Annotated in this window: 13 protein-coding genes; 3 read left to right on the forward strand and 10 right to left on the reverse strand. The window is 48.6% G+C overall.

The window, feature by feature from the left end; translation table 11 throughout:
• The first annotated feature begins 6 nt into the window (after positions 1–6).
• Positions 7–2,019: a response regulator gene (locus G9U52_RS00285; protein ID WP_166144464.1), complete on the forward strand. Its 2,013-nt coding sequence runs from the start codon at positions 7–9 to the stop codon at positions 2,017–2,019.
• Positions 2,020–2,022: 3 nt separating this feature from the next.
• Here the strand turns inward: G9U52_RS00285 and G9U52_RS00290 are convergent, their stop codons facing one another.
• The 3 genes from G9U52_RS00290 to G9U52_RS00300 all read right to left on the reverse strand — a co-directional run bounded on the left by G9U52_RS00290 (position 2,023) and on the right by G9U52_RS00300 (position 4,610).
• On the reverse strand, positions 2,023–2,532 hold the full coding sequence (locus G9U52_RS00290) for an ADP-heptose synthase (protein ID WP_166144467.1): 510 nt from the start codon (positions 2,530–2,532) through the stop codon (positions 2,023–2,025).
• A 92-nt stretch (positions 2,533–2,624) separates the two neighbouring features.
• Complete coding sequence (locus G9U52_RS00295) at positions 2,625–3,503, reverse strand: sugar phosphate isomerase/epimerase family protein (protein ID WP_166144470.1); 879 nt, start codon at positions 3,501–3,503, stop codon at positions 2,625–2,627.
• Between the two features lie 48 nt (positions 3,504–3,551).
• Positions 3,552–4,610: a Gfo/Idh/MocA family protein gene (locus tag G9U52_RS00300; protein WP_166144473.1), complete on the reverse strand. Its 1,059-nt coding sequence runs from the start codon at positions 4,608–4,610 to the stop codon at positions 3,552–3,554.
• Positions 4,611–4,734: 124 nt separating this feature from the next.
• Here G9U52_RS00300 and G9U52_RS00305 point away from each other — a divergent pair, with 124 nt between their 5' ends.
• Complete coding sequence (locus tag G9U52_RS00305) at positions 4,735–5,589, forward strand: AraC family transcriptional regulator (protein ID WP_166144476.1); 855 nt, start codon at positions 4,735–4,737, stop codon at positions 5,587–5,589.
• Between the two features lie 15 nt (positions 5,590–5,604).
• On the opposite strand, the gene G9U52_RS00310 is transcribed toward G9U52_RS00305, so the two are convergent.
• Positions 5,605–6,372 carry a Cof-type HAD-IIB family hydrolase gene (locus G9U52_RS00310; RefSeq protein WP_166144479.1) on the reverse strand — a complete coding sequence of 256 codons (768 nt, stop codon included), beginning with the start codon at positions 6,370–6,372 and terminating at the stop codon, positions 5,605–5,607.
• 78 nt (positions 6,373–6,450) lie between these two features.
• Positions 6,451–7,299 carry a sugar phosphate isomerase/epimerase family protein gene (locus tag G9U52_RS00315; RefSeq protein WP_166144482.1) on the reverse strand — a complete coding sequence of 283 codons (849 nt, stop codon included), beginning with the start codon at positions 7,297–7,299 and terminating at the stop codon, positions 6,451–6,453.
• 130 nt (positions 7,300–7,429) lie between these two features.
• Between G9U52_RS00315 and G9U52_RS00320 the strand changes: the two genes are divergently transcribed.
• Positions 7,430–8,752: a Stk1 family PASTA domain-containing Ser/Thr kinase gene (locus G9U52_RS00320; RefSeq protein ID WP_166144485.1), complete on the forward strand. Its 1,323-nt coding sequence runs from the start codon at positions 7,430–7,432 to the stop codon at positions 8,750–8,752.
• A 49-nt stretch (positions 8,753–8,801) separates the two neighbouring features.
• On the opposite strand, the gene G9U52_RS00325 is transcribed toward G9U52_RS00320, so the two are convergent.
• From G9U52_RS00325 to gucD, 5 genes are all read right to left on the reverse strand, one after another.
• Entirely contained in the window at positions 8,802–10,127 is a 1,326-nt protein-coding gene (locus G9U52_RS00325; protein WP_166144488.1) for a cytochrome P450, read from the reverse strand.
• A 56-nt stretch (positions 10,128–10,183) separates the two neighbouring features.
• The gene (gene hisA, locus G9U52_RS00330; protein WP_166144491.1) at positions 10,184–10,942 is read right to left on the reverse strand and encodes a phosphoribosylformimino-5-aminoimidazole carboxamide ribotide isomerase; all 759 of its coding nucleotides are present in this window, start codon (positions 10,940–10,942) and stop codon (positions 10,184–10,186) included.
• Between the two features lie 24 nt (positions 10,943–10,966).
• Complete coding sequence (locus tag G9U52_RS00335; protein ID WP_166144494.1) at positions 10,967–11,473, reverse strand: DUF1572 family protein; 507 nt, start codon at positions 11,471–11,473, stop codon at positions 10,967–10,969.
• Between the two features lie 265 nt (positions 11,474–11,738).
• On the reverse strand, positions 11,739–13,688 hold the full coding sequence (locus G9U52_RS00340; RefSeq protein ID WP_166146586.1) for a YjhG/YagF family D-xylonate dehydratase: 1,950 nt from the start codon (positions 13,686–13,688) through the stop codon (positions 11,739–11,741).
• Positions 13,689–13,752: 64 nt separating this feature from the next.
• Positions 13,753–15,219: an alpha-ketoglutaric semialdehyde dehydrogenase GucD gene (gene gucD, locus G9U52_RS00345; RefSeq protein WP_166144497.1), complete on the reverse strand. Its 1,467-nt coding sequence runs from the start codon at positions 15,217–15,219 to the stop codon at positions 13,753–13,755.
• Positions 15,220–15,247: the final 28 nt, after the last annotated feature.

The raw sequence follows: 15,247 nt of genomic DNA on the forward strand, positions 1-15,247 counted from the left end.
ACACATATGAATACGACAAAAGAAGAGCTCGTCGCCAAAATACTGGTGGTTGATGATCGCGAAGAAAATTTGTATGCGATGGAGAAAATATTAAAAACATTAGGCTGCGCAATTTTCAAAGCACATTCCGGGAATGAAGCCCTCTCCTACACGCTGCGCCATGATTTTGCGTTGATTTTACTCGATGTGAATATGCCTGAAATGAATGGCTTTGAGCTGGCCGAAATTTTACACGGCAATAAAACGACAAAGCGTATCCCCATTATATTCGTGACGGCTATCCATAAGGAAGATGCTAGTGTTTATAAAGGCTATGAAACCGGGGCTGTCGATTTCTTGTTCAAACCGGTTAACACGGATATCCTCCTCAGCAAGGTCAAGGTATTTATAGAATTAGACCTGCAAAAAAAGGCGCTGGAATCCGTCAAGGCGGAGCTGGAGAGAAGCAACAAGGGCCTGGAACGCTTCCGAGAAGCCGTCACCTTATTTGAGCATCATCCGGATCTTATTTACTCCTTGGATTTGTTGGGCAATTACATCTCGATCAATCCAGCCTTCGAGAAAATTACGGGTGTAAAAAATGAAGAGATCCAGCAAAAAAAACTGCATTTCCGCACCTTTACAAGCCCAGAAAACTTGCTTAGTATCGAGCACTATTTCAAGCAATCGGTAAGCGGTATCGTGCAGCGTTATGAAATGAAGGAAAAAAACAGCAATGGCGATGTCTTAATTTATGATGTCATTACTATTCCCATTTTACTGGAATCGAATGTGGTTGGCGTCTACGTTATTGCCAGAGACATTACACATCGCAAAAGCCTAGATCTGGAGCTATTGCAAGCCAAGGAAGAAGCCGAGGATGCGTTGCGTGTCAAATCGGAATTTCTGGCGATGATGAGCCATGAAATCCGCACCCCGATGAATGGGGTGATCGGAATGGCCGAATTGCTTCTGGAATTGGAGCTGGAAGCGGAGCAACGGAAATATGCGGAGATTATCCGCAATAGTGCAGATGCTTTGATGTCCGTTATCAATGACATTTTGGATTATTCGAAGATTGAATCAGGTAAAATGGAGCTTGAGGAGGAACCGATTGAATTAAAATCATTGGTTCAAGAAAGCTTCGACTTGTTTACAGCCTCTGCCTTGGAACGCGATCTGAAGATGGAATTTTATATCGATGAAGAGCTTCCCCAGCTTATTGCCAGCGACCCCACAAGGCTTCGCCAAGTTTTAATCAATCTCATCGGCAATGCTGTAAAATTTACAAAAAGCGGTGGAATTTATATTCTGGTCAACCAAATATCGCATCAAGGGGAGATTTTGGAGATCGAATTTACGATAAAGGATAGTGGCATTGGCATTCCTCCACTGAAGATGGTGGACTTATTCAAGCCTTTTTCTCAATTGGATTCGTCTATGGCACGAAAATATGGCGGTACGGGGCTTGGACTAGCGATTTGTAAAACCTTGGTAGAATTGATGGGTGGACATATTCATGCCCAAGAGCATGTGGAGCACGGGGCGATTTTTGTTTTTACGATTCTTACGAAACCCTTTTACTTTACAGAGCCTGCTCCCCTGCGGGAAATAGCGGCAACGGAAATGTTCCACCCTCACCCCATCACTAAGACGGCCAAATTGCACGTATTGGTAGCCGAAGACCATCCAATTAACCAGATGCTCATGGAACGTATTTTACAAAAGCTAGGGCATACGTTTGACTCTGCAAAAAATGGCTATGAAGTGCTGGAGCTATTGGGTAAAACCACCTATGATGTTATCTTTATGGATCTGCAAATGCCCGAAATGGACGGCTTTGAAACGGTACAAACGATCCTCGGCAGCATGCCTGAGCAGATAAGACCGCGTATCATTGCTGTGACCTCAAGCTCTTCACAGATCGATAAAGAGTTTTGTTTAAGCTTGGGAATGGTCGATTTTGTCATAAAACCGATTAAAATCAAGACGATTGCTATCCTCTTGGAGCGTTATTTCCCGCTAAGAATACTCACCTGATGGTTAAACAGGGTTACGGTCTTCCTCCACGGCAAATTCAAAATCATCCATATCAAAAATTTGCACCGGAATGGTGGCTTCGATAATCCTGTCCACCAAATCCGGTTGGTCTGTCATAATTGGTGCTTTTTCACGAAGAGCCGTTAAGATCATCTCGGTCTCGATGGGGTCGAATTCTTCCCCATATTCGGCATTTTCATAGGCATTAACAACAATAAAGGTTACATGATCGTTAAATGGCAATGGCGGGCTTTTTCCCCAAGGAGTTGCCAGTGCGCGCTCGAGCTTTTTCTTGTTAAATGGCTCCTCAAGCATAGCAATCAGCTCGCTGATCTTCGCCCGCACATGGGCCTCGTCCACCGAAAACGGCATTACGGGCTCCTTGCTTTCTATCATTTCATACAGCTCACTTATGGTTGTATAGGGCACCAGGTACTCCACAGGCTGTTTGGGAACCAGCATTTCCCCGTATACCGTAATCATTACCGCTTCAATTACAAAACACTTGCGCAACGCCTTTTCCCCCTTAACGATGAAAGATCTGCGAGCATCCGCAGACTATAATCTCATCATTATACCATAAGGCGCCCGTATGCACAGAGCTCCTAACCGCAATAATTGCGGATGAAAGAAACTGCTTTACGGATATCCACCTCCGGCTGGTCTCCCACCTCGCGCTCTATGGTCAAATACCCCGTATATCCGATTTGCTGCAAGGCACTAAAATACGCTTGGAAATCGACCTTACCTTCCCCCAGCGGCACTTCTTCAAAATCCCGTCCTGCTGATGCCATCGAAGCAATATGCTCATGGGTCATTTTCTGGTAGCCCAAATAGCCATATACATTTTTCGGATTAACCTCTCGCAGCTTGACTCCATCCTTCACATGCGTATGCACGATATAATCCTTAAGCAGCAAAACCCCCTTCGCAGGATCGTCCCCTGTAACCATAACCATATTGGCCGGATCAAAGTTTACAGAAACGCCACTTGTTGTGAGTGAATCTAAGAAGCCTTTTAATCTCGCCGCTGGCTCTGGACCTGTTTCGATCGCGAAATACGCATTCATGCTGTGGGCGTAATTACTCAGCTCTTCACAAGCAGCCTGCATCGCCTCATAAATCGGATCATGCGGGTCCTCGGGGACAATCCCTATATGCGTCGTCACGATATTCGTGCCCATCTCCAGCGCCAAATCGAGTATCCGTTTGGATTGCTCTATCTTCTGCGGATTCGCTAATCGGTCCTGAAAGCCATGGCCGCCCAGATCGCCGCATAATGCCGAGATGTCCAAGCCTAATGAAGCGATATATTGCTTTAAATCCTTACGCGCCTGCGGTGTAAGCACAGCCGGATCCATCTCGCCGGACACGGCATAGATTTGCACCCCGTCCGCTCCGACCTCCTGCGCTTTCTTGAGTCCAGCATGAACACCAATTCCGAAACTATCTACAATGACACCGATTTTATTGGTAAGCTTCATATGATGATGGCTCCTTTACCTTTACATTTTATAATTAGATTTCTTATGTTATAAATAGATCTCTTGCCCGCTTGCCGCCGATTCATAAATCGCCGTTAATATTCGGATCATCTCTACGCCATCCTCGACTGGGCATATCGTTTCCAGCCTGCCGCGGCAGCAATCGACAAAATGGCTAATCTCCGCATCAAAGCCCGGCTGGAATTGGAACGATGGATGGTCAACCTGTGGCGTCATATTCAGGATCGTCGCATGTTTTTCAGCAATGATCTTAAGCTCCGGCTCAACCTCAGCACCGCCTTTGTCGCCATATAGCTTGATTGATAGCTCATCCTTGCTGGCATGCAGCGTGAAGCTGGCATCAAACAGAATCGAGGCTCCGTTCTCAAAACGGATAAGCGCATTCGCCAAATCCTCAACGTCATTTTTGTCTGCATTATAGTCGGCCGCTTTGTAATAGGAAAGATTCTCAATATGCGAACGGTTGCCAAGCTTGCGGTACGTATTGCCGCTGACGGACTTGACCTTCGGCTTGCCCATCAAATACCAGCATAAGTCTATGCTGTGGACACCTAAGTCAATTAACGGGCCACCACCCGAACGCTCACTGTCGGAAAACCAGCCACCGGGATTGCCTAAGCGCCGCAAGCTGGATGCTTTCGCATAATAGATTTCGCCTAGCTCACCCGCATCTATAAATTTGCGCAGAATCTGTACATTCATTCCATGGCGCCTTACATAGCCGACCTGCAGCACTTTGCCGGAAAGCTTCACCGCTTCTTGCACCTTGAGCGCCTCTTCTACCGTTTTGCATAAAGGCTTCTCGCATAACACATGCTTTCCCGCCGCAAGCGCCGCAATAGCGATTTCTGCATGCGATTGGTTCCAGGTACATATACTGACCGCATCCACCTCAGGGCTCGCCAGTAGTGCCTTATAATCCGTATAAAAGCTTGCCGCGTGGAACCGTTCTGCCTTTTCCTGTGCTCTTGCTTCGTTAAGGTCACAAATGGCGGTTAACTCCACTTCCGGATGTACGGAATATGCGTTCAAATGCGCTTCCGAAATCGACCCGGCACCAATGACAGCTATTTTCAATTTGGGCATGTGAATAAATTCCTCCTCTGCATGCTGAATATGTAGATTCCCTTTAAATATAAGCATTTACCCGTTACAATAGATACAGGCAATCTAACGATACCATGCTAGGCATATGGAGTGAATGCACAAGATGACAAGGTTCATGGATTATATGATCAGTCCTTACCCGATTCGGATCATTGATTGCAAGGTGGATGCCAGCAAGCTAATGGTCCAGTCCTTACGAATTGCCCATGTTGGGCATTTACCAGGAAGAACACAGCATAGGAAAAATGCCACATTTAGCAAATGGGCGCTTGTTTATATTTCAGGGGGCCAGGGAAGCTATCAGGTGAGCGGCGGGGTTAAACAACGTGTTGAGAAGGGCAGCCTGTTCTGGTTTTACCCGGGCGTTACCTTTCATTATGGACCGGAGTCTCATGGGTATTGGGATGAATATTACTTCAGTATAGAGGGTCCACGCCTTCAGGAATGGCTCACGCACTGGAGCCTGTTGCCGGGTCGTGTTGTGCAGGTAGGGATCGATGATGGCTTGCAAAATAAAATCGACCGGATTTTCATGCTGATGGAAAGTGGCGCCCCAACCAGTATTGACCGTGCCGCTTTGCTGTTGGAATCGCTGCTATATGAGTTTATGATGAATATCAACGAGCAACCGGAAAACAACAAAACGCTCAAAATGACCCAAATTATGGAGGACATTTCGAGCTTTCTGAATGAATCTATTGATGCCGAGAAAATAGCTAAACGCCACCATATTTCTGTTTCGACGCTGCGCCGCCAGGTTTCAGAATATACAGGTTATCCTTTTAACGAATATGTACATAGGCTGAAAATAGCCGAAGCCAAAAATATTTTATTAAACACAGAATTGCCTATAAAGGACATAGCGCTTACATTAGGTTATGAGGATGCTTTTTATTTCTCGCGTCTTTTTAAACAATATGTTGGCGTTGCACCGCTTATGTACCGGAAGCATAGCTAGCTTGGCGGCTTTAGGTTACAAAATCCAGGTATCGACCGCATAAGCAATCCCGTCTTCCCTCAAGGAACGGGTTACATAGCGCGCTTTGGGCTTCAAGCTTTCGTCGGCATTGCCCATGGCGATGCCCATACCAACAGATTGGAGCATTTCCAAATCATTAAGGCCGTCTCCAAAAGCCGCAACCTCGTCGGTTGTGATGCCAAGGTGGTCAATCAGCTTCTGCAAGCCGACCGCTTTGTTCATGCCGCTAGGATTGATGTCCAAGGCCCAGGTACGCCAGCGATGCATATAATATTGGTTGCGCTCCTCGCCAACATACAATTGCTCCTGCTCGCCGTCGCAAAATACGATACATTGATAAATATCGGGAACCTTATCCGTCTTTTCCAGCAGGATCGGATCCATAAAGCCAATTTCCTGCTGCGCTTGCAGAAAATAAGGGGCATGCTGCTGGTTGGTGAACATCCCCTCAGCGCCATATAACAGTAAAGTATGCTTCAATTGGTCGGCGTGCTGCAGCCATTCCTGGATCGTGCCCGCATGGAATGCCGTGCCAAACACTGTTTTACCCCGGTAACCAATATGGCAGCCATTGCAGGTTATCGCCCAATCGATATCCAGCTCCTCGCGGAGCGAGGTCATTTCAAATTCACTGCGCCCTGTGCATAAAGCAAGCATAATGCCTTGGTCCTTCAAACGCTGCAGAGCCAGGCGGGTAGATTCAGGCAAAAAATCCCGGTCCCTTAATGTCCCATCCACGTCAAATGCTACTAGCTTAATCATCTCTGCCACCTCATTCTATGTGCTGAAATCTATTATAGCAGAGATGGGACTTGGATGGGACTAGCAGCCCTTGGTTGTTTATTCGCCTGCTTGAACCATGGGATGGATCACGTCCTGCGCCAAACTGCGCATTTGCTCCAGATGGCTCCAAGGCTCGCCTACGCCCAAATAGGTCAATGATAACGGGCCACGAAACCCAGCTTCTACCAATAGCTTCATGCAATGCTGGAAATCTTCAATATCAATCTCGCCAGACTCATCCGTTTCGGCTTTGACATGGACGGTTTCGGCAAGCGGCAGCACCTCAGCGAGCTGGCGGTACTTATCCTGCTCAAAGTTGCCGAAATCAGCAGTAAAGCCTACCTTGGAATCACACAATTCAAGAAACTCGCGACAATAGACCGAGGTGGCCAACAGCTTACCCAAATTTTCGGTCATCATGCGAATGCCAAGCCCTGCTGAATAATTGGATAGCTCTATGAAGGCTTCAGTTGACCGCTTTAAGGCGTCTTTATCAGCTGAGGCCGATTTTCCTGCTGTAATCCTTACCCGATGGGCTCCTGCCTTGGCTGCAAGATCAATCCAGCTTCTGCACCACTCTAAGTCTGCTGCACGACGAGCCGGGTCATTCGAGGAGAGGTCTGCATAATCCAGCAGCAAAGATGCGAAATCTACTCCCGCTGCTTGAAACGCATTTCTCACTTGCTCAGCATAAGCATGGTCTGTCTGCGGGAATTGGCTATAGCTGACCTCTGCCGCTGTGAACCCTTTCTCCTTCATCAAGCCGGGTAGCTGTAGCAAGGAGGTCTCTTCCGGCTGCGGCTCTACCTGTTGGAAGTGCTGTTTTTTTTCATCGTCCCATTTCGTTGTCGTTAAGGGTCCCAACTGCCTTTTAAGGCTATACGTGTTAATCGACCAAAATGCCATTGTAAGTCCCTCCTGTTTGAAATCACTAACCATGTTATACTATTATTACTACTATTAACCCTCAGTGAAAGAAATCATTCACAAAATGGAGATTACTTACGAATATTGTGAATAAGAGGAGGCTGAAGTTATGGATACACACACATATAAACGTTATACTGCCGAGCAAGTCCTACAAACCCAAAGCTCCGGCAATTTATATAAAGGCCACGATTCCGTCTTGCATCGTGATGTCATGCTCTATATATCCGAATTTGATGTGAGCGTCGATTCTGGACCTTCCGTCATCCAAGCTGTCAAAAACGGCTCCCAGTTGCCCGAGGACCGCTTTATGCATGTATGGGATATCGAGGTTGATGCCCTGTCAATTATGATTGTACTTAAGCCTGAGCTTGGCTACTTCCTGGCAGATGAGCTTACGAGCCACTCTCTTAACATAGACGAAATTTTAGCAATTGTCCGCCAGATCGGCCAAAGTATGCAGGAATCGGCCAAGGATGGCATTTATGGCTATTCGGTTTACGCTAATAATATATGGATTCAGGGGCTTAACCAACCGATTATTATTAATTATTGGAATCATGATGAACCCTTATGGAGCGGCGCTGGCGGTTTGGGCCGATTGCTTTACCAATTGGCTGTACGCACCAAGAAGCTGCCTACGGATATCGATGCTTTGGATGCATCTTTGCTACAAGCATTGAGCGGACTGCCTAATGCCAAAAAAGAAGCGATTTCCCGATGGATGCGCGCCGCCTTGCAGGATCGAAAAAGCTTGACGCTTCTGCTTCAAGGGCTTGACCAGCTGTTATTAACCCATCAAGAGCGAGGTCAGCAGGAAGTTGAAGACGAAGAAACTAGCAAAGATGGGCAAGAAATTCAAGATGACCCTGACCAATATGAGGATACGATCATTCTTCCCGCCATCGTTCCCGAGAAAAAATATGCGCCTCTTGTGCAGGAGCTTGCACCACGGCGTCCGACCATAAAGAAAGAGCCTAAGCCAGCACCTGCAGCAGCAGAAATCGAGCCTGATAAAAAAATGAGCAAAAAGAAAAAGTGGATCATCGCTGGTGCCGTGTTAGGTGCTTTGCTGGTTACCGAAATTTTCGCTGTAGAGCTGCTTCGCAACCCAGATTCAACACCTAAGTCATCAACCGTCACCGAGCCGCCAGTTGTACAAAATCCAGTCCCGCAGCCGGTCGTTCCGGCTCCAACGACGCCTGCTCCGGTTGTGCCTAAACCTACTACGGACTCAGAAACAGCGATTGTTCCCAATCTCAAGGGTCTGTCGGTCGCCGAAGCCGATACGCTATTGAAAAGCCTTCGCTTGAGGTACAAATATACGATTGAAGCGAATGAGCAGTCTGCAGGCCTAATATTTAAACAAGAACTCCCAGCAGACCAGCAAGTGGCTGTAGGCACGGAGGTAACTTTTTACGTAGGGAAATAAAGGATCTGGAAGCATCTATGAATTCAGGCTTCAAACAGCTACATTCCATCTATCCATGCTTATATGCTGCCATCGTTAAACCGCCTTTAATGCGCAGGGATATTAAAGGCTCAGGCACAACCGATGACGTGTCTACGCGCCGAAATCGAAACTGCTTGCCAATCACAGCAAGTATAAGTGTCGCCTCCATCATCGCAAAGTTGGAGCCGATGCAGCTTCTGGAGCCGCCACCAAAAGGGAAATAAGCAAATCGTGGCCACTTGGAAATTCCATCTGCAAATCGTTCTGGGCGAAACACATCCGGATCTTTAAATACATGCTTATTTCGGTGCAAAGCATACGGACTAATCAAAAAAGTGCTTTGGGGCGGAAAAGTTTCACCTAACAAGCTGACCTCACGCTCGGATTCCCTCAGGATCACCCATGCAGGCGGATACAAGCGGAGCGCTTCCTGGATGATCAGGCTCGTATAAGAAAGCTTACGGTAATTTTCCATAGCGGAGCCGGTTGTGAGATCCATATGGTCTAACTCCTGATGGAATTTCGCCTCTACCTCGGGGTTTTCCGCTAACGAAAACCAAATCCAGGTCAATAAATTGGCAGTGGTTTCATGTCCAGCCAGTAGCATCGTCATCATCTGGTTACGCATTTCATCGGAGGGGATTCCTTGACCTTGCGCATCCTTCGTATCCATCAGCAGACCAAGTAAGCTCAACCGATAGGGCTCAGGGTGGTTAAACGCGTCGTCAATGACCTCATAGATCATAGTCTCCAAGGTACGAATAGCCCGCCTATGTACAAGATTGCCAGGTGTCGGCACACCTAATGGCAAAATAAAAGGCAGGAACAGCGTTCGTGCCGAGCGCTCTATCGTATCATTGACAGCTGCAGCAAGCTCCGACTTGCGCTCCTCTAAGTTGGTGGCAAACATCGTTTGGGCAATTACCGTTAACGTGAGCTTCATCATCTCGTCACTTACCGAAAGTGTTTGCCCATCGGTTAAACGGTCAGCAAACGCTCGCGCCTCGCCGATCACCGTTTCAGCATAAGCCTGTATCCGCTCTTTATAAAAGACAGGCTGCATATAGTTCCGTTGCTGCTGGTGTTTCTCATGCTCCGATGTCAGTAATCCATCCCCAATGGTCCTGCTTAGCACAGAAGACGAGCGGCCTTTGATAAAGAAGTCATCCTTGCCCACCAGAATTTCCTGGACAAACTCTGGGGAGTTGACAACATAGGCTGGCCGCTTGCGGCTGCTTCGTAAGGAAACCATATCGCCATCATACAAAAGGCTCGATACAAATTGGAGCGGGTCGTTTTGAAAAGCCAAAAATATTTTCAAACGCGAGCTGTCAATTTCGGTTACTCTGCTCATACGCTTCGCCTCCCTTTATGTAAAGCTTGGCGTTCATAGTTGGATGTGCTGCCTGCCTAAATATCTTTGCAATAGGAAACTACATCTTTGTAGGACAGATTACCTCCAAAAATATCCAAGGCGCTGCCAATCGTAATATCCATATTGCCCTTACTAATTTCCCTAAATAGCTGCATATCTTCGAGCGACCTAGCGCCGCCGGCATAGGTGGTCGGTATCGTGACCCAACCCGCCAAATGGCTCACCAGGCTTTCATGAATGCCTGTCCGCTTGCCTTCTACGTCAACAGCATGAACAAGAAACTCATCACAATAGCCCTCAAGCTCCCTAATATTCGCTTCGCTAACTTCAAAGCTGCTGAACGTTTTCCACTGGTTCGTTACAACAAACCACGTCCCATCCTTTTCCTTGCAGCTCAAATCGATAACTAGCCGCTCCTTGCCAACAGCTTCGACAATTTTACGTAGATTGCCCATATCCAGCTCGCCATCGCGAAATATATAAGAGGTTACGATAACATGCGAGGCTCCAGCTTCTAGATAGGCGGCTGCATTGTCAGCCGTAATTCCCCCACCGATCTGTAAGCCACCTGGATAGGTGCGGAGCGCTTGTTGGGCTGCTGCCTCGTTGCCGCCACCGAGCATAATAACATGGCCTCCACGCAGTTGATCCTCCTTGAACATGGCTGCATAATGAGCGGAGTCATATTCAGACACGAAATTTTCGACAACCTGTTTGTTGCTTACATTTAAAGTTTCTCCAACAATTTGTTTGACCTTCCCTTGGTGCAAATCGATACATGGACGAAATTTCACCTTGACTACCTACCTTCTTCACCATTATAAGGAGCTGGATTCGCCTCTAGGGACACTGAGCTGCTTCCATTCTCCATCTTTTATTTGTTTGCCGAGAAATACGATTTGACCTACATGATACCCATAATGCTGGAGCTGCCTTGAAATGGAATCTATAACGGTAAGCGGGCTATTACGTATCATCACCGTCTTCATCAAGTCATCCTCGGATAAAGCTGCCATCGTTTCAAATACGGTGTGCCAGCCCACATTCCACGCCTCCAACAAAGCCTCCCGCGATGCATAGCCTCCTTCGAACTCACCGTCCCTGTCGCGGCTAGGCTTCTCCCCATCCGTTGTGAGCAGGTCTGTCCATCTCGAAACCATATTGCCATGAAGATGTTTAACGATTATCGCTATGTGGTTGGATTCTAAACTGGGCTTCCAATGAAGCTCTTCCTCCGTTAGCTGCGCTAAAGTGCCATCACCCAGCTTTTTTACGCTATGAAAAATCTTAGTAGCATTCTTCAAATATTCGCTGCCTATGCTCATAGACCAGTTCTCCTTTGGCTTCATATTTCATCTTCTATCATACTATGCCGGGCGCCATATATAAACTAATGAGATCGCAATTCTCTGTGTCCGCGTTTGCAGTGATAGCAGGCAATTTTGCATCAATAAGGCTATCTAGCCGATGTAGGCTCTTGTTTGCTCTTTACTCCGAATAAAAAGCTAAGCTACCACAATAAAGTGGTCGCTTAGCTTTTTATATGGAGCGATTGCCAATATCGGTTTACTCATTAGCCTATTTTACCCTTTACCACCCAAGTGTCTTCTTGCCCGCTTCAAGCGCCGTTATGATCCGGTCGACATCATAGATGCTACCCCGCCATGTCCCGCCGCTAACCGCCTGCAGGGCAGCCCAGAGCCTGGTGTCATCCGGCAGCTTCGGATCGGGAGCCAGATCGGGATGAGGATCACGGGCTTGCAGAATTAGTGCTCCCTCTTCCGGGGTTACAAGCTCATCACCATGCCCGATAAAATGGATACTACCCTCAAGTGTATTACGATTGACGACAATGTCGATCGTATCGCCATCACGCAGCTTGCCAATTGGTCCGCCAGCCAATGCTTCCGGACCGACATGGCCGATGCAGGCGCCTGTGGATACGCCTGAGAAGCGTGCATCCGTAATTAGGGATACATACTTTCCAAAGGGAAGATGCTTTAAGGAGGAGGTCAACTGGTACGTTTCCTCCATGCCTGTCCCTGAGGGTCCTCGTCCCATGAGCACCATAATATCACCAGCTTCGACACCGCCGCTTTTGATCGCAAAGATCGCTGCACGTTCCGTAGTGAACACCTTTGCTTGACCGCGATGTCGATAAATCCCATCAGCGCCCACAACAGACGGATCAATGGAGGTCGATTTAATAACCGAGCCTTCAGGAGCCAGGTTGCCCATCGGAAAGGTTACAGTAGAAGTGAGACCTCTCAGCTTGGACTGCTCCGGTGTCATAATAACGGTGTCAGCATCAACACCATCCATATCCAGCAGCATTTGTTTAAGGCGCTGGCGGCGTTCGCTAGTTTCCCACCAATCAAGAACCGTAGATAGCTTTTCTCCTGAAACGGTCATGACATCCACGTCCAGCACGCCCAGCTTTCTTAGATGCAGCATAACCTCAGGCACACCACCGGCCAGAAACACACGGACAGTCGGGTGGTAGTCTGGGCCATTCGGGAGCACGCTTACTAGCCGCGGCACCTTTTTATTAATATCGATCCAGTCTTGAACTGTCGGAATCGGCAATCCTGCAGCATGGGCAATCGCAGGAATATGCAGCAACAGATTGGTAGATCCGCCAAATGCGGCATGGACAGCCATCGCATTGCGGATTGCCGACTCTGTCAAAATGTCCTTCATCTTGATGCCTTTTGCTTCCATCGCCATCATTGCACGTGCCGATTGCCTGGCCATTTCATGCCAGATCGGCTGCCCCGATGGAGAGAGCGCCGAATGGGGCACGGTGATGCCCAGTGCCTCGGCGACGACCTGGGCGGTCGCTGCTGTACCCAGAAACTGGCAGCCGCCTCCCGGGGTTGCACAAGCGCGGCAGCCCAAATCAGCTGCATCCTCGAGTGAAAGCTCGCCGCTGGCATAGCGGGCGCCGATCGTCTGGATCTTGCCAGCATCCTCACCCTTGGTCGGAGGCAGCGTTACGCCGCCTGGTACGATGATGCAGGGCAGATCATGGATACCCGCTAGCGCGATCATCATCGCCGGCAGCCCCTTGTCGCAGGTCGCCACCCCGATCACGCCTTTGCGTGTCGGGAGGGAGCGAACCAGCCGCCGAAAGACGATAGCGGCGTCATTACGAAAGGGCAGCGAATCGAACATGCCGGTCGTGCCTTGGGAGCGGCCGTCGCATGGGTCGCTGACATAGCCGGCGAACGGAACGCCGCCACTCTCCGAGATTTCATTGGCAGCAGCTTCCATCAGCAGCCCTATTTCCCAATGGCCGGTATGGTAGCCCAGCGCCACCGGTGTTCCATCGTCCTTGCGGATACCGCCCTGCGTGCTTAACAGCAGGAATTGCTTACCGCCAAGACGGGAAGGCTTCCAGCCCATACCGACATTCTGCGAAAGCCCGAATAAATCACCACTCGGCGCATTCAACAGCATCTCCGGGGTTAAAGGAAGTGAGCCCTCGGGTCCAGCAGCATGTGTATGAATATCATAAATCTCTGAACGATTGGTGCCCATAATCTGGTTGATCTGTTCACTCACTGTCGATTCCTTCTTTCCTGGCATGCAGGGTTTATCGAGCTTAACCTTTTAAAAACACGGTTTTAATCGCTGTGTAAAACTCAATCGCCGCTTGGCCTTGTTCACGTGAATGGGAGCTGGATTGCTTCATCCCGCCAAACGGTGCTTGCAGCTCAACACCCGCTGTTTCCGCATTAATTCTTACCAGGCCTGCATCCATGTCCTGAATGAATGATAGGATGTTGCCAATGTTTTGTGTATAAATGGAAGCGCTCAGCCCATAATCGGAATCATTGGCCAATTCAATCGCTTCTTCTATTGTATCTACTTGGATAAGGGCAAGCACAGGTCCAAAAATTTCTTCGCGGGCAATCGTCATATCTGCCGTTACTTTATCAAATACCGTCGGTTGGATATAAAAGCCATCCGCCAAATCGGCTTGCTCCGGACGCGCTCCACCAACAAGCAGCTCGGCTCCCTCTTCGATCCCTTTGGCAATGTAGGAAACCACCGTATTTAATTGGTTCTCATTTGCGCAGGGCCCTAACCAGGTTCCTTGCTCCAAGCCATGGCCGACCTTCAAATCCTGTACCTTGGCAACCAGCTTTTCCTTAAACGCCTCATAGACGCCACGCATAACGATGACTCTTGAGGTCGCTGTGCATTTTTGCCCTGTAGATTTTAGCCCGCCGCTGATTGTACCGTCTACCGCCAAATCAAGATTGGCATCGTCAGCAATAATGACCGGATTTTTGCCGCCCATCTCCAGCTGGTACTTGGCGCCTCTAGCTAAAGCCGCTTGTCCTACAGCCTTGCCTACTTGGTTGGAGCCTGTAAAGGTAATCCCGTTGATGTCCTTATGCTCAGCCAAGCCTTGGCCAATGATAGAGCCGCTGCCTGTAATTAAATTGATCACGCCGGCAGGCAGGCCCGCCTCAGCAAAGCACTCGATGATTTTAGCCGCTGTAACAGCCGTTTCCGTAGCCGGCTTCAGGACCACGGTATTGCCATAGATCAACGCAGGCGCCATTTTCCAGATCGGAATCGCCACCGGGAAATTCCAAGGTGAAATCACACCAACCACACCCAAGGGTACACGAGTCGTGAACATCAGTGCTTCGCTATCTGTGGAAGGGATCACATCGCCGACCTTGCGCATGCCTTCTCCGGCATAATAGCGCAAAATCGCTACGCCGCGCGCGGTTTCGCCTTTGGCTTCAGGCAAGGTTTTGCCCATTTCCCTCGTCATCGACTCAGCCACCTCGTCCAAGCGGCGCTCCAAAATGTTCGCTGCTTTGAATAAGAAATCGCCGCGTGCCGAACCGGAAAGCTTTCTCCAAGCTTTGGCAGCAGCCTTTGCTGCGGCTACGACTTGATCCAAATCGTCAGCGGATGATGCTTGTACAAGACCTACAATTTCATTACGGTTAGCTGGATTGATGCTCTTAATTGTCTTGCCTGAGGTTGAAGCTACCCATTCTCCGTTGATATAGTTCAAATACGTTTGCTCGCCTACAAATGCTCCCATAATAATTCCTCCTAAGTTTTGTTGTTTG

Source organism: Paenibacillus agricola (assembly GCF_011440305.1).
Lineage (GTDB): Bacteria > Bacillota > Bacilli > Paenibacillales > NBRC-103111 > Paenibacillus_S > Paenibacillus_S agricola.